Here is a 15,704-nt window from a genome sequence, read left to right as displayed (position 1 = left end):
GGATTTTCCCGGTTTCGACGAGTTTCGTGGCCTCGCGATCTTGGGCCAATGTAGATGGTGCTGAGTAAACCTGGGCACAAGATTGTAGCAAATGCCGGATATGCAGCTGCCAAATCTAACAGACAGTCGGAATAAGGATTACACCGGGTTACGCGAAGGAGCATGGAATACTGGCGAAGACACTGCTGCGTCCGACTCTGGAAATATGTCAGCGCCGGTGTAGTGATTGAGGGCGTCGTGCTCCGCTCATGACAACGTCGTCGTATTCCAGTTCGGCCGAGGCCTGATCAGCTCGCCGGAGCCGGGTGGGCGACCGCATCGCGGTCTGGCCAAACAAGCCGTCAGCGAGAATGGTATCGTCCTCCTGAGCATCTGCCGCCGAAAGCGGGATTATGGTGCAGCCGCATGATGGCGACCGGATATGAGGTTGATGCGCGCATCGCCGCGGATCAGGTCATGGGCTCAGACCTCAGGTTCAATTGCGGGAAATGGCTGGTGAAACCGCACTCATCTCGGACGTGCCGATTGCCGACGTCGATCTCGCCAGACATCGCTGGCGAAGCGCCGATACGGCCTCTCTTCGGGGCTGGTCTGGCGCCTATCCGGCCTTTGCCTGCAACGGCTACACCGACCTTCTTCCCCTGCGGCTCTGCCGCATTCCTCGCGAGACAACAAGCTCGGCTGCCGCCGTCCTTCGCTGACGCTGCGGCCCGAGGGGTGCAGTCGCCCGGTCTGTCGCCTCATGACCGCCACGAGGCCGCATCGGGCGGCTTCGAACAACAGTCAGGAGATACGACAATGGCACAGATTGGCACCTTCACCCGCGATGAAAACGGCGCCTACACCGGCAGCATCAAGACCCTCACGCTGAACGTCAAGGCAAGCATCAAGCCCTGCGACCGCGACAATGACAAGGCTCCCGACTTCCGCGTCACCGCAGGCGCCGTCGAATTTGGCGCCGGCTGGAGCAAGACGGCTCGAGAAACGGGCGCTGAATATCTCTCGCTGACGCTTGATGACCCGTCCTTCACCGCTCCGGTCTACGCGTCGCTGATCCAGGGCGACAAGGGCGAACACAAGCTCATCTGGTCGCGATAACCGGGCAACGGCGCTCTGCCCACCGGCGGGGCGCCAGCCTTCAAACCAGGTCACCCCAGCAGCTCCAAAAGCAGATTGAGGCGCCCCTACCGGTTCTTGAAGAAACGATTTGTTGCTGCGCAATCGCGCATATCCTTACGCCGAAAATAGATCGCACGCCCGCAGCGCAGTGGTCCATGGCCCTGAATGATGATGATCTGCTCGTCCTTACGCATCGTCTGCGTAATTTCGTGCGGCATGATGAGCGGGCGGCGCTGGAAATTTACGCTCTCAGATTTGCGCGCGCCCCCGCTGGCGGAATACCAGCCGACATTTCGTGTGTGACCCTCGACTTCTATAGTCATCTCGCCGCATTGAGCGGAAACGTTACGCGCCGTGTCGAGCGCCTTGATCGCAGCGTAACTTGCAAACGCGCAGCCGTCGATCCACGAGATCGCACCGTCGCGGCCAAAGTGTTTTTCCAGTTGGCCCACCGACTGATACATCAGCATGAGCGTCGCGCCATATTTGCGCCCCCGATCACGGGCTTCTTCAAGCACGCGCATGTAACCGAGGAGATCGGCCTCGTCTAACATGAGGAGAGTGCGACGGGTGAAGTTGCCATCGGCCTGTGTCATGGCGTTGATCAGCGAGCCAATGATGACACGTGCGATGCCTGGGTAGGAGCGCAGGATCGAAGCGGGAATATTTAGGAACACGTCGACTTCACCGTCAACAATATCGCGCGATGTGAACGCGTCGCCACAGACGAGAGCGGCATAATTGCCAAGCGACAACCACTGCGTATCCTTCGAGGCGCTCGAATAGACACCCGAAAATGTCTGTTCCGTCATATTGGTAAAGACACCAAGTGTTTCCCGAATGAAGTCGCTTTGGGAGCTATTCTGTATGTCCCGCAGTAAGGCCAGAGCAGATGGCTCGGGCTCGGAGACGATTTGGCGCAGGCTGCGAAGATTACGCCGTCCGGCATATTCAGGGGAAAGCATGACATGTGCCAGGAGCCCGGTCAGGAGATTGTGCGCTTGATTTTGAAAGTAGGAACCTGTCGATGTCTCGATGCGCGCGCTCTCTGACAAAAGCATATGTGCAACCGCAACGATATCCTCCTCCTTACTGTTTGACGTTTCGATCCAGTCCAGGACGTTAAAGCCGGAAATAGGATTTGAAGGATCAAGCACTTTGCAATCGCGGCCAAGTCTGGCGCGTCGATGTTCGACGACCATGGGGGTAACTTCTGTCGATGGATCAAGACAAACGAGAGGGCCACTATATCGCAGGGCCGTAGGTATAACATTGCTTGTTGTCTTGAAGCCGCCAGATCCGGCGAAGAACAACATGTGAGTGGAATCGAAGTCCTGTTGATAGGTGAGGAGCGGAGCAGCGCCGCCACGGCCCCATGTCATGTTATCTGCAGGATCGAACGGGACATCTTTGACGATCCCACGATCAACCCGATAACGCTCGCCAACGACAATCTCGCCGTCTGTTGGAAACACCTTGGCGGCTTGCGACATACTCATCCAGTCGGCGTCGCCAAAGGCAGCCTTTCGCGCGCGCTTGACCGGGTCGGATATTACGATCGAAATGCGTGCTGTGACCGCCACAATTGCGAAACCCGCAATCGTACCGACGGCCGCGAAGGCGTCGAGATAGGAAAGTGCGTCAATCCATGGGATGCCTTGTTGCAGGATAGCGGGTGATAGGCGGATGAACTCACGCATTCCGTAAAAGCTGGCCATCCCGAAGAATGTCAGGACGCTGACCAACGCAACCGGTTTACGACGGTGGAGGGGAAGCATAGCCACGGTAATCAGCCCCGACAAGGTGCCGAAGGTGAAATCGGGTAAGGGTGCGAAACGCAGGAACCAATACGAGGCAGGTTCACCAAACTGCTGCGCCAAACCCGGCCATTTGGTGGACGTCACATACATCGTCAAAGCAGTGACCACGAGTGGCACGACATTGACAAGCAGCGCTTGATTGAAACGTGGCTTCCTGATCATTTCGGTGGTTCCAATTCCTTGCTTCTTGTTGGAGTTGAAAAAGCCTCGCGACCAATCGCCGACAGCCGGGAATGCGCTGGCGTACCCGGCGCAATCTGGCTTGCCTGGACGAGGACGCCGAGCAGAAAGGCGCGGTCTGCATTGCGCAGGCCCGCCCTTATGATAAGACCACCGAGTGCGATCTTCTCACGCGTGTCGCGCTTGCGTTCATCTGACATGTAACGCCTCCTTCTGCGTTCAAGCCGAAGCAATCGCTGCTGGAGCCGCTTATGCGGATTTGGCGCCCACGACGATGGCACTCTTGCGAAATCGCGCAGCGATCTCTTGGAACGCAGCATCGAGCGCATCGTCGGAAATCGCGAGGTCGGCCAGTCCGGCTTTGATTGCGGCCCGGGCGAAGCGCTCGTTTTCTCTCAAAAGGACTTGTTTGCGACGCTCTCGCAATCGTTCGATTTCTGCGTCAATTTCAGAAACGGTCGATTTTCGACGTGGAAGGCGGTTGCTCATCGTTACAATCCTTGCTCTGTTGTCATTTAACTGTCTTATATAAGTTAGTAAAAATTGAGCAGGCGCGCAAGTCTTGGCTTGCGCGCCGGTCAGCGCCCGGCAGGGTGCATCCCGAAAACCGTGCATCGGCGAAACCGCCGATCTGTTTGAGGGCGCAATATACGTCGCTTGCGCGACGTGGTTCTGGAGGGTGTGACAAGGCATGGCGATCATGTTCGTCAGAGCCCAAATCATTAGTCGGGGAGCGGGGCGCAGTATCGTCTCGGCGGCCGCCTATCGCCACCGCACCCGCATGATGGACGAACAGGCAGGAACCGGGTTCCGTTACGACGGTGCGGCTTCAGAACTCGTTCATGAGGAATTGGCACTTCCCCCCGATACACCGGTATGGCTTCGTGCGGCGATCGACGGTCGTACCGTTGCAGGAGCCAGCGAAGCATTGTGGAATGCGGTGGATGTTTTCGAAAAACGGGCGGATGCCCAGCTTGCCCGCGAAATGATCTTCGCACTGCCGCAGGAACTGTCGCGCTGTGAGAACATTGCACTGGTACGCGAATTTATAGTGCGCAATCTCACCGCGCACGGCATGATCGCCGACTGGGTTTATCACGACGTTGGCAACAATCCCCACATCCATGTGATGACGACATTGCGGCCCCTGACAAAGGACGGTTTCGGCCGGAAGAAGGTTGCGGTCGCCGGCAAGGATGGCCAACCGCTGCGTGTCGTGACGCCTGATAGACCAAATGGAAAGATCATTTATCGGCAGTGGGCCGGTGACGCGCAAATTCTCAAGGAATGGAAACTCGCCTGGTCAGAAACTACGAACCGACATCTGGCGCTCGCAGGTCATGATGTTAGGATCGACGGGAGATCATACACCGAGCAAGGTTTGGAAGGGCTGGCGACGCGCCATTTGGGTCCAGCGCGCGCAGCACTTGTCCGCGATGGTCGCAATGCATTCCAGCCACCAGCCGAGTTGGCGCATAGGTCCGCCGTGGCGGATCGACTTTCGGACAACCCAGAGCTTTTGCTGAAACAGATTTCCTACGAACGCTCGACCTTCGGTGAAAGCGACATCGCCCGTGCCTTGCACAGGCACGTTGATGATCCAGGGGTCTTTGCCAATATCCACGCGAGGATAATGATATCGCAAGAATTGGTGACTCTGCGTGAGGCACATCGGCAGCCTGAGACGGGTAGGGTTATCGAGCCGGCGGTATTCACCACCCGCAAGCTGCTTCGTACCGAAGTCGCAATGGGGCGTTCGGCGCTTGCTCTTGCCAAGAGGCGTGGGTTCGGTGTTTCGGCGAGGGCGGTTTCCCGCGCTATTGCATATGTGGAGAACCGCGTGCCCGAGCGACGGTTTCACTTCGATGCCGAGCAGGCCGACGCCGTCCGACACATCACCGGCGACGTTGCCATTGCGGCAATTGTCGGACTTGCTGGCGCCGGCAAGTCGTCGCTTCTGGAAGCCGCCAATGTTGCCTGGACCGCGAAGGGACGACGCGTTATCGGAGCGGCTCTTGCCGGCAAGGCAGCGGAATCGCTTGAGACAAGTTCCGGAATCTTGGCACGCACGCTCGCTTCCTGGGAGTTGAGCTGGATGAATGGTCGTGAAAGTCTTGGGAAGGGCGACATTTTGGTCATCGACGAGGCAGGCATGATCGCATCCGATCAAATGGGGCGGGTCTTGAAAATTGTCGAGGACGCTGGCGCGAAAGTTGTTCTCGTCGGTGATCCGATGCAACTCCAGCCAATTCAGGCCGGGGCCCCCTTTCGCGCCATCATCGAACGTATCGGTTTCGCCGAACTCATCGGTGTTCGGCGTCAAAGTCAGCTATGGGCTCGCCATGCCTCCCGTTTGTTCGCTCTTGGCAAAGTAGAGGATGCACTGGCGCGATATAGCGAGCACGGTCATATCATACAGACTGATACGCGTGTTGCCGCGGTCGAACGCATTGTCTCCGATTGGTCCATTGCCTCAAAAGCTGTAGTTGAAGATCGAATGGGACTGAGCGACGAGTTCCTGGTGCTCGCTCACACCAATGCTGACGTCAAGGCGCTCAACGAAGCTATCCGAAGAGTACGGAAAGCGCGCGACGAACTCCATCAGAGCCAGACATTTTTGACGGAGCGGGGAGGGCGGGAATTCGCCATTGGCGACCGCATCATCTTTCTTGAAAACGCCCGCTTTGTGGAAGCCCGTGCACAGCACATGGGCGCACAGAACGTGAGAAACGGTATGCTTGGGACAATTATTTCGACTAAGGACGAGAAAGGCCAAACTCTCCTGACTGTCCGTCTTGACGGTGGCCGGGATGTGACGTTCTCCGCAGGGAGCTATCGCAATGTTGATCACGGCTATGCGGTTACAATTCACAAGAGCCAGGGATCGACGGTTAGGCGGACGTTTGTGCTAGCGACGGCCGGCATGGACCGGCATTTGACCTATGTTGCCATGTCCCGCCATCGCGATCGTGCAGATCTCTACGCGGCAAGTGAAGATTTCCAGCCGCGGCCGTTTCGTAAGCGGCGTGTCGACTATGCTGCTGGCATTACCGGCGTGCTCGCAGCAAACGGCCTTATGCGTTACCGCAACGACCCGGATGTTGATCCGACGCCTTATGTCGACCTTAAAACGATGACTGGAGCGGTTCATCGTCTGTGGGGCGTGAATCTTCCGGCCGCTCTGGCGAAAGGCAACATCGAAACCGGCGACACAATTACATTGGCCAGAGATGGAACCGAAACCGTTGTGAAATCTGTCCCTGTCTTCGACAAGGTAACAGGTGTCAGGCGTTTCGAGGACCGTGAGGTCGAGCGTAACATATGGAGCGCGGTCCTGATCAAAAAACGTCAACATGGTCTTATCTCTGGTCGAGACGATAAATACCCTGCAGCGAAACTTCCGGCCGTCTTTGCCGAACTTGTCGCGCGTCTCGGTCGATCAGGAGAGAAGACCACTACGCTCGATTTCGATAGTGAGGCGGGGTTTCTTGCATTTATTCGCCAATTTGCCGAACGGCGCGGTATCGCGCGGGCGCTCGACATCGTCCCTGCCATCGAAGATGCACTTGCCCGGCAGGTGGCATGGATTGTCGGGGAGCGGGGGCACCTGTCGCAATTATGGGGGAGGGCAGCCCGGGCGCTCGGTCTGTCACGGGAGAATGCTGAGCAGGTTGAGGCGTCGTCCGTTCAGCAGGCAAAGCTTCGTGCACACGCAGAGACGAAGGAGACGTTCATGCTTCCCGCTGTTGCGATGTTCTCCACACGGGCTGAAGAGGAAGCAATTCGCCGTGTCGCCGCCTCGCAGCAATACCGAACCGACCGTGACGCTCTTGCCGCCGCCGCCTCCTACATCTGGCGCGATGCACCGGCAGCCGTGGCGGGGATTGAAGAGAAAGCGTTCAGCGGCACCGATCCCTCGCGCCTCGCAACTTTAGTTGCGGGAAACCCCACTGCTTTCGGGGTATTGCGCGGCTCCGCCCGTCTTGTCGATCGGATCACAGCGGCGGGCAGAGAACGGAAAGAAGCGCTCGCGGCCGCAAGGGAAGCAGCCAGGGCGTCACGTGCCCTCGCACAGACCTGGAACAGGATTCGCGCTCGCGAGATAGAATTGATTAAAAACGAGCGCGCCCGCATGGCTGTCGCAGTTCCTGCGCTGTCGCTCAAGGCCGAGATTGCATTAGCGCGATTGACGGAGACGCTGGACAAAGAACCGAAGGCATTTGAAGCTCAGGTTCTTTCGGTTTCGCCAAGCGTCAGGGCCGAGTTTGCCCGGATCAATACTGCACTCGACTCGCGATTTGGCCGAGGGGCTATCGAATACAATGAAAAAAGGGTGATTAACATGGTGCCAGCGGAGCAAAGAGCAGGCTTTAAAGCAATGCGCGAACGGCTTCGTGCTGTGCAAAAGGCCGTCGCCGTAGATACAGCCCACCGGATCAACAGCGAGCGGCGGACGCGAGCGATAGGTCGTTCACGCGGGATCGAACCTTAACGTGAAGGTCCTTGCTGCCTATAGGCGTGGACTTGTTTGATGCCGCTGAGCATGTTGACTGCCTTTGCGCAGTTGTCGCAAACGGGATGTGGCAGATAGGCTCCGTCCCGCACTGAAGAGGAACGAGGGCGGCTATCACACTGCACTGATGGCGTCCGCTGATCGACGGTTGAACGATCGGAAAGACGCGGCAACTGCGGGCATTGCTCCTAGGTTTGAGTCACAAACAAAGTGTTGGATTTATTCAACGACCGATGGAGCGTGCACGAAAGACTGATCGTTGCGATGACAATATACTGATTCAAACTGTACAGTTTCATGGACTAATCAGGGGACTCAATTGAGCCTGTTGAAGCGCCGTCATCGTATTCAAGCTCCTTCGAAGTGACGAATTCGCTCAAAAATAGCGGTCGGAATGGTGAACTGGCGCGCCCTGCCGCGCCCCATCGAATTTTTAATCTCCGTCTCGTTCAACAGGTTGCGCTTGATCAGGAATTCGACGGTTTCATATACGCCGCCACGGGTAAGTCCTGTCTCTTCAGTAATATTTGCCAAGGTGAGCTGCTTGTTACCAAGATGCATATAGTACAATACGCTCATCAATCCGATTTGCTTCAGCCTGGACGACGCCGTCTCGTTTTCGAGAGGATTGTCCATAATCTCCCGTAAGATCATTGCTGCAAACGACAGGCTGTGCCAGTGGCTGTCAAAAGGGCTTGGCATTTTTTATATTGTCCTGTATTAGTCAGTTAAATGAGGCTAGAATGAACTCCGATACACCATATCACTGGGAAATAGAGAGGTCGATTGGCCATGAAAAGGGCAGCTTCTTTGACTTTGTGTGCAGTTGTTCCACTAGGAGCACAATACCTTATTCCGATCAATATTGCGCGTGCTGACAGCTGGGGATGCCAGGTCGTCTTGTGTCTTTCAAATCCGGGTGGAGCGACACAATTTGCTGAATGTCGGCCTCCTATCGAAAAGCTCTGGACGCATTTAGCCAAGGGATACTCCTTTCCCGTCTGCACAGGCGCTGGCGTCAAAGTCTTGCGTCCGGCTTATGAACCATATTACTGCCATGACGGCTACCGACTGGTTTCTCGTTACGGCGGCGAACGCCGCGAAGCCGCTTGCGTCTCGGTCGAGCGCCAGACGGTGAGAAACGCCATCTGCCGCGGTAGCGGCTCTGCAGGAGATTCAAGCTCCATCTCGGCACGCTGGGCACGCGAGGGTGACCTCGCAGTCTGCAAGGCTTACGTGACGCAGCGCCCGAGCAGACGTGAAAAGCCACACTTCGTCGATGTGACCATCGATGGCGTGGGCAGACAACGCATCTGGTACTGACGCGATGCCGATTGTTTTCGCCGATCTCGCCCAAACCTGTGCGCCAACATTGGCGATCGAGACGATCGCAGCCGTAACAAGCATCGAAAGTGCTTTCTCTCCCTTGGCCATTCGCATCAACACCGGCTATCCGCTGACCGATCAACCGCAGACCAAGGCCGAGGCTATCGAGTTGGCAACAATGCTGGTCGAACAGGGCCAGAATCTCGATCTCGGCCTCGGCGGTTTGAACTCCTCCGAATTGCGGAGGCTCGGGCTCACTGTTTCGGATGCCTTCGAGCCATGCCTCAACATTAAAGCAACAGCGACGCTTCTGAATAATTACTACCAGTTGGCAATCAACGCAGGAGCAAGCGCTTCCAACGCCGAGGTCGCGATGCTGCGCTCCTATTATGGGCAGGGGGACGCGTCTATCGGGCAAATGGTCGGTTACGAGCGCCGCATCGCGGAGGAGAAAAAGCGGCTCGCGCCAAAACTTCGTTCACTCATACTGCGTGAAGGGAAAGGCCAACCGCTTCCAACGCGCGAACTCACCGTTGCGAACACCGAGACGTCGGACACCGCTATAAAGCGGCCAGCGCCAACGGCATCTGCCGGTAGTCTGTGGATTGCAACTATGCCGGCTGCGCAGCAGTGGGACGTCTTCAATCCAGGACGCAAATCGTCAGTCCTAGTCTTTTCCAACCAATAGAGGAGAACAATTCATGACCACGACGGCTCGCATCAGGGCATTCGCCGCCATTGCCCTGCTGGCAGGTATCCTCGCTTTTGGCATGTCCGGGTCTGCGCTGGCGCAATCTGCCGGGGGCATAGAGAACGTTCTCCAGAACATCGTGGATCTGCTGACCGGCAACGTAGCCCGGCTGCTGGCGATCATTGCCACGATCATCGTCGGCATCGCCTGGATGTTCGGCTACCTCGACCTGCGAAAGGCCGCCTTCGTGGTGCTCGGCATCGGTATCATCTTCGGTGCAACGGAAATTGTGAATACGATCGCAGGGAGCTGATCAGATGGCTGAAGCGGTAGCGCTCGTGGAGGACACATTGTTTCTGGCTTGCACGCGCCCGGCGATGATCGCCGGTGTCACGATGGAAGCCATGGGCGTCAACCTGATCCTGACCACGGTGTTGTTCATCGTCGCAGGATCGATTCTCTACGCATTCCTGGGGCTTGTCTTCCACGTCGTCTTCAAATCCATCATCAAGCACGACTGCAACATGTTCCGAATTCTCATGGTCTGGATCGATACACGGGGCAGGGCGCGAAATGGTGCGTTCTGGGGCGGCTCGACAGTCACGCCGCTTCGCTTGCAAAAACGCTACGATGAAAGGGACCTCGGCCTTGTCTAGTACTGCCGTTATCAGATCAAGAGAGCTTGAGCCGGAAATCTTTATTCCCTATGTCCGTCACATCGACAACATAACGATCGTGCTCGATTCCAGAGCGCTGATGGTGACGGTGGCGCTTGACGGCGTGTCGTTCGAGACGGCCGACACGGTCGATCTCAATGCCCTGCATCGCGATCTCAATATACTCTACCGCAACATCGCCGACGAGCGGTTGGCGCTGTGGACACACATCATTCGTCGCCGCGACAACAGCTATCCGCAGGGAATCTACAGGAATGCGTTCTCGGAAAGACTGAACAACCGATACCGCCAACGCGTGACCGGCGAGGACTTGTTTCGCAACGATCTCTATCTGTCGCTGGTCTGGCACCCAGGCAAGGACCCGGCCGAGAAAATCGCGACGCTAATGTTGCGCCTGCGTAAAGCGCGGCGAGAGGGTGTCGAGCTCGATTACAAAGCTCTGAAACATCTCCACGATGCCGTCAACGACGTAACTGCCGGGCTCAAGCACTTCGGGCCACGCGTGCTGTCACTCTATGAAAAAAACGGCATTTCTTTCTCCGAACCGAGCGAGGTCCTACATCAACTCGTCGGCGGGCGCTATGAACCGGTGCCGCTAACCGAAGGGCGAATTTCATCGGCAATCTACTCGGATCGGGTGATCTTTGGCCGCGAGACGATCGAAATCCGATACGAGGGAGCAAACCGTTATGCGGGAATGTTCAGCTTCAAGGAATATCCAGCTCGAACGCGGCCTGGAATGCTCGATGGGCTGCTGACCGTACCTTACGAGCTGATACTGACGCAGAGTTTTGCCTTTACATCGAAGTCGGACGCCAGGACCATCATGGGGCGAAAGCAGAACCAGATGATCAGCGCCGGCGACAAAGCCAGTTCTCAAGTGCACGATCTCGACGACGCATTGGACGATCTAGAGTCGAACCGCTTCGTTCTCGGCGAGCACCACCTGTCACTCGCGGTCTTTGCATCGTCCATGAAAGACCTTACCGACAATCTGGCACAATCCCGCTCGCACCTAACCAATGGTGGAACTGTCGTCGCACGCGAAGATCTCGGGCTTGAGGCGGCATGGTGGGCACAATTGCCGGGAAATTTCCGATATCGGGCTCGCTCCGGCGCGATCACATCGAAGAATTTCGCGGCGTTCTCCCCCTTTCACAGCTATCCCACCGGGCAGCGCGACGGCAATGAATGGGGCCCAGCAGTAGCCATGCTGAAGACCGCATCTGGCTCACCCTTTTATTTTAATTTCCACTTTGGCGACCTTGGCAACACCTTCGTCTGCGGGCCTTCCGGATCGGGCAAAACCGTTATTCTCAACTTCATGCTTTCGCAGTTGCAAAAGCACGACCCGCACATGGTTTTCTTCGACAAGGATCGGGGTGCCGATCTGTTTGTGCGGGCAGCCGGTGGCACCTATCTCCCCCTGAAAAGCGGCGAACCGACCGGATTTGCACCGCTCATTGGCCTCGAGCTGACGCCGGAAAATCGGATTTTCCTCGCGCGATGGGTTGCCAAGCTGGTCGGTTCCAAAACACGCGAACTTTCTGCCACCGAATTCCGCGATATCGCCGGCGCAATCGAAGGCCTCGCGGACCTTCCGGTTTATAACCGCAGCATCGGGGCGCTACGCACCTTTTTGAACAATGCCGATCCCGAGGGTATCGCCGTAAGGCTGCGCCGGTGGGAAAGAGGAGGTCCGCTCGGCTGGGTGTTCGACAACGATTACGATGACATAGGCATCGGCGCTAAATTCCTCGGCTATGACATGACCGACTTCCTTGACAATGAGGAAGTCCGCACGCCGCTCATGGCCTACCTGTTTCACCGCGTCGAGCAGTTGGTCGACGGTCGTCGTATCATCATTGTCATCGATGAATTCTGGAAGGCTCTCTTGGATGAGGGGTTCCGCGATTTTGCCCAGAACAAGCTGAAAACGATACGCAAGCAGAACGGCCTGATGTTGTTCGCGACACAAAGTCCGCGCGACGCGATCGCCTCACCAATTGCCCACACCATTATCGAACAGTGCCCGACCCAAATATTCATGCCGAATTCGCGCGGCAACCGTGTCGATTACGTCGATGGTTTCAAGCTGACCGATCGTGAATTCGAGCTCGTCTTCCGCGAACTTTCCAGCGAAAGCCGCCGCTTCATTGTTAAGCAGGGACACAACAGTGTCGTCGCCGAACTCAACCTTTCAGGGTTTGACGACGAACTCGCCATCCTCTCCGGCCGGACAGCAAATGTCGAACTTGCCGACACGATCCGGGCGCAGGTGGGAGAACGAGCGGAGGATTGGTTGCCGCTTTTCCAGACACGAAGGAATGCAGACGGATGAAACTTCGCCAATGCTTAATGTCGGCTGCGACCGCTCTCGCTCTCAACGTAAGTTCTGCCAACGCGCAAGGGGTTCCGGTTATCGACAATACAGCCATCCTAAAACACGTCGAGAGCATTACCCAGCTCAGGGCGCAACTTGACACGCTGAATCAGCAACTTGGCGAGGCCCAGCAACTCTATGCATCACTGAACAAGTTGACCAATATGGCGGATGTCGCCAGCCTGCTGAACGATCCATCGATCCGCAAGGCGCTACCTTCCAATTTCGCGGCGATCGAAGAACTGCTGAAGGGCTCGGGAAGCGACGTATTTGGAGAAAGTGCCTCGCGGCATCTGGAGGCGAACACTACCTACCGTTCGCACGCTGACGACTTCTATGCACAGGAACTGCAGCGTGTGCAGAAACGTAATGCGGGGCAGGTGAGTCTTGGTGAGCAGATGTATGAGGCTGCGACTAGGCGGATCGACGGCATCGATCAGTTGCGCCAGCAGATATCGTCGGCCAGCGACGCCAAGGAGATAGCCGACCTTCAAGCCCGTCTCCAAGCGGAAAGTGCATTTCTTCAAACCGATATGCTTCGCATGCAGGGCCTGCAGATGATCCAACAAGCGCAGTTGCAGGTCGATGATCAGCGCAAGGCCGAAGACTGGCGCAAGCGCATGGATGCAATGGGAGCTGCCTTGAAATGAGAAAGCTCTCGCGGGTCCTGGTTGGCGTTTGCTCGTGGGCGCCCGAGCGCACGTACACGCTGCATGGACGGGTCGCCGATGACCGCATGAACAAGGCGCTTGGAGGCTGAACGATGTATACGGTCTTCGCGTTTCTCGATAACCAGTTCAAAACGCCACTGGAAGGCTTCATATCGACGGGCACTTCAAATATCGCCGCATGGATTACGGGCCCGCTAACCGCTGCATTGACACTCTATGTCATTCTGTATGGCTTCATGATCCTGAGAGGGTCTATCCAGGAGCCAATCATGGATTTTGCCTTCCGGGCGATGAAGCTCGCCATTATTCTCCTGCTGGTGAGGAACGCCAGCGACTATCAGTCCTATGTCAGCACATTGTTCTTCGAGACCTTGCCGAGGGAAGTGTCGCAGGCACTCAATTCCGGCACGCAGCCCAGCGCTTCAATATTCGACGCGCTCCTGGATAAAGGCCAGAAGTCTGCCCGTGATATCTGGTCGCGCGCTTCCTGGCCGGTGGACATCGTCACCGGGATTGGAGGTATGCTGGTCATCGGCGCAAGCTTCATTGTCGCGGCCATTGGCTATATTGTTTCGCTTTACGCAAGACTGGCGCTGGCAATCATGCTTGCCATCGGACCCGTCTTCATTGCCCTTGCCATGTTCCAGTCGACACGCCGGTTTACTGAAGCCTGGATCGGTCAGCTTGCAAACTTTGTCATTCTTCAGGTGCTCGTCGTCGCGGTCGGCTCGCTGCTGATCAGCAGTATCGATACGACGTTCACGGCAATCGAGGCCTATAGCGACGTTTTGATGCGTCCCATTGCGTTATGCGCCATCTGCCTGGCGGCCCTCTACGTCTTCTACCAGTTACCGGGCATCGCTTCGGCACTCGCCGTTGGCGGCGCGTCGCTGACCTATGGCTACAGCGCGGCACGCGACGCTCATGAGGGCACGCTTGCCTGGGGAACGAAGCGCACGGGACGTGGCATCAGAGCAGTATTGCGTACGCTTTCAAACAAAGGATCTGGTTGATCCTGCCTCATCGTATGAAAGGTCGATTTGTTATGCACCGAGTGGTTTTGTTGGCTTGTGCTTCATCTTTATTGGGCGGCTGCGCATCGTTGTCCTATCCGCTCCCTAAATGTGACGGTTATTCAAAGCGTCCGCTCAACCGTTCGATGTGGGAATGGGAACGAGCGGATAGGCCAGTCTTTGATCGGCATTCCGGACTGCAATCTATCGAGCCCAATCGCACGCTCGCGTTCGCAGGAAACACTACAACTGCAATCCCCTTTGGCAAATTCGATGAAGCGGCATCCTACCGCGCGTGCACTATAGGTTAGGACGCCACTGTGACGGCCGACAGTCTGAAGGAATATTTTAATAAGGCCCGCCGTTTCGATCAGGATCGGCTCATAGGGATCGAACGGTCGGCCCGCATCGCCTGGTTGGCGGCGGCGGTCGCCTGCACGATCGCCGCCCTGTCAGTCTTTGCTGTTGCCGCGCTGACGCCGCTGAAGACAGTCGAACCCTTTGTCATTCGCGTCGACAATTCCACCGGCATCGTTGACGTCGTCTCCGCCCTGACCTCGACGCCAGGATCCTATGACGAGGCTGTTACGAAATATTTCGCAGCACGCTATGTCCGTTCGCGCGAGGGCTATGTCTGGTCGGAAGCCGAAGAGAATTTTCGTACGGTTGCGCTTTTGTCGACGCAAACCGAGCAGGCACGGTTCACCGATATCTATCGCGGTGGAAATCCTCAATCGCCGCAGAACGTATTTGGCCACACCGCAACGGCCAAGATCTCAATAAAGTCGATCTCGTTGATCAGTTCAAATGTTATCTCCGTGCGCTACATGCGTATGGTGACGGGTGACGACGACGTACTGACAACGCATTGGGTCGCGACGTTGACCTATGCCTATACCAACGCCCCGATGTCATCTACCGACCGGCTCACTAATCCGCTCGGCTTCGCTGTCAGTGAGTATCGGGCCGATCCGGAGTCTGTCCAATGAACAGATACACAGTCTTGTGCCCGCTTTTCGCCGCCATTTCGATACCCCCCACGGCTCTGGCACTGGAGGTGCCACGTGGCGCGGATCAGGACAGCCGCGTCCGTTTCATCAATTACCAACCCTACAACATCACGAAGATCGTCGGCACGCTGCGTTCATCAGTCCAGGTGGAGTTTTCTTCTGACGAAGAAATAGCGCATGTGGCACTTGGTAACACGGTCGCCTGGGAAGTCGCGCCTGCAGGCAATATCCTGTTTCTGAAACCCCGGGAAAACCAGCCGATCACAAATATCTCCGTGGTAACGACACGGCGCGATGGCTC

Annotated in this window: 16 protein-coding genes; 12 read left to right on the top strand and 4 right to left on the bottom strand. The window is 56.7% G+C overall.

Annotated features, from left to right (window positions below):
• The first annotated feature begins 488 nt into the window (after positions 1-488).
• Both AAAC48_RS06260 and AAAC48_RS06255 read left to right on the top strand, forming a co-directional pair.
• On the top strand, positions 489-701 hold the full coding sequence (locus AAAC48_RS06260) for a hypothetical protein (protein WP_340653356.1): 213 nt from the start codon (positions 489-491) through the stop codon (positions 699-701).
• A 97-nt stretch (positions 702-798) separates the two neighbouring features.
• A complete protein-coding gene (locus AAAC48_RS06255; RefSeq protein ID WP_340653355.1) occupies positions 799-1,098 on the top strand; it encodes a DUF736 domain-containing protein in 300 nt (99 codons plus the stop codon).
• A gap of 86 nt (positions 1,099-1,184) precedes the next feature.
• Here AAAC48_RS06255 and traG read toward each other — a convergent pair whose 3' ends face one another.
• Genes traG through AAAC48_RS06240 form a run of 3 tightly spaced genes read right to left on the bottom strand, consistent with a single transcriptional unit; the run spans position 1,185 to position 3,821 of the window.
• Entirely contained in the window at positions 1,185-3,101 is a 1,917-nt protein-coding gene (gene traG / locus AAAC48_RS06250; protein ID WP_340653354.1) for a Ti-type conjugative transfer system protein TraG, read from the bottom strand.
• Complete coding sequence (locus AAAC48_RS06245; RefSeq protein ID WP_340653353.1) at positions 3,098-3,319, bottom strand: conjugal transfer protein TraD; 222 nt, start codon at positions 3,317-3,319, stop codon at positions 3,098-3,100. The genes traG and AAAC48_RS06245 overlap by 4 nt, the downstream gene beginning before the upstream one ends.
• Before the next feature lie 49 nt (positions 3,320-3,368).
• On the bottom strand, positions 3,369-3,821 hold the full coding sequence (locus AAAC48_RS06240) for a TraC family protein (protein WP_340653352.1): 453 nt from the start codon (positions 3,819-3,821) through the stop codon (positions 3,369-3,371).
• Between AAAC48_RS06240 and traA the strand changes: the two genes are divergently transcribed.
• A complete protein-coding gene (gene traA, locus AAAC48_RS06235) occupies positions 3,811-7,611 on the top strand; it encodes a Ti-type conjugative transfer relaxase TraA (protein ID WP_340653351.1) in 3,801 nt (1,266 codons plus the stop codon). The genes AAAC48_RS06240 and traA overlap by 11 nt on opposite strands.
• Before the next feature lie 369 nt (positions 7,612-7,980).
• On the opposite strand, the gene AAAC48_RS06230 is transcribed toward traA, so the two are convergent.
• Positions 7,981-8,334 carry a MarR family transcriptional regulator gene (locus AAAC48_RS06230; RefSeq protein ID WP_340653350.1) on the bottom strand — a complete coding sequence of 118 codons (354 nt, stop codon included), beginning with the start codon at positions 8,332-8,334 and terminating at the stop codon, positions 7,981-7,983.
• 324 nt (positions 8,335-8,658) lie between these two features.
• Between AAAC48_RS06230 and AAAC48_RS06225 the strand changes: the two genes are divergently transcribed.
• The 9 genes from AAAC48_RS06225 to AAAC48_RS06185 form a co-directional block, all read left to right on the top strand.
• Positions 8,659-8,955 carry a hypothetical protein gene (locus AAAC48_RS06225; protein ID WP_340653349.1) on the top strand — a complete coding sequence of 99 codons (297 nt, stop codon included), beginning with the start codon at positions 8,659-8,661 and terminating at the stop codon, positions 8,953-8,955.
• Positions 8,956-8,959: 4 nt separating this feature from the next.
• Entirely contained in the window at positions 8,960-9,646 is a 687-nt protein-coding gene (locus AAAC48_RS06220; protein WP_340653358.1) for a lytic transglycosylase domain-containing protein, read from the top strand.
• 13 nt (positions 9,647-9,659) lie between these two features.
• The gene (locus AAAC48_RS06215) at positions 9,660-9,962 is read left to right on the top strand and encodes a TrbC/VirB2 family protein (protein WP_340653348.1); all 303 of its coding nucleotides are present in this window, start codon (positions 9,660-9,662) and stop codon (positions 9,960-9,962) included.
• Between the two features lie 4 nt (positions 9,963-9,966).
• Positions 9,967-10,305, top strand: a complete 339-nt coding sequence (locus AAAC48_RS06210) for a type IV secretion system protein VirB3 (protein WP_340653347.1) — start codon at positions 9,967-9,969, stop codon at positions 10,303-10,305.
• Entirely contained in the window at positions 10,280-12,667 is a 2,388-nt protein-coding gene (locus AAAC48_RS06205; protein ID WP_340653346.1) for a VirB4 family type IV secretion system protein, read from the top strand. Before AAAC48_RS06210 ends, AAAC48_RS06205 begins: the two co-directional genes overlap by 26 nt.
• Before the next feature lie 17 nt (positions 12,668-12,684).
• Positions 12,685-13,359, top strand: a complete 675-nt coding sequence (virB5, locus tag AAAC48_RS06200; protein WP_340653357.1) for a P-type DNA transfer protein VirB5 — start codon at positions 12,685-12,687, stop codon at positions 13,357-13,359.
• Between the two features lie 113 nt (positions 13,360-13,472).
• Positions 13,473-14,393: a type IV secretion system protein gene (locus AAAC48_RS06195; RefSeq protein WP_340653345.1), complete on the top strand. Its 921-nt coding sequence runs from the start codon at positions 13,473-13,475 to the stop codon at positions 14,391-14,393.
• Between the two features lie 320 nt (positions 14,394-14,713).
• Positions 14,714-15,382: a virB8 family protein gene (locus tag AAAC48_RS06190; protein ID WP_340653344.1), complete on the top strand. Its 669-nt coding sequence runs from the start codon at positions 14,714-14,716 to the stop codon at positions 15,380-15,382.
• Positions 15,379-15,704 (top strand): TrbG/VirB9 family P-type conjugative transfer protein (locus AAAC48_RS06185; RefSeq protein ID WP_340653343.1); only part of this gene is annotated, 326 nt, incomplete at its 3' end. The genes AAAC48_RS06190 and AAAC48_RS06185, both read left to right, overlap by 4 nt.

Source organism: Phyllobacterium sp. (assembly GCF_037994405.1).
GTDB lineage: Bacteria > Pseudomonadota > Alphaproteobacteria > Rhizobiales > Rhizobiaceae > Phyllobacterium.
Note: the sequence above shows the minus strand (reverse complement) of the source record. Positions and strands in the feature narration are given on the sequence as shown.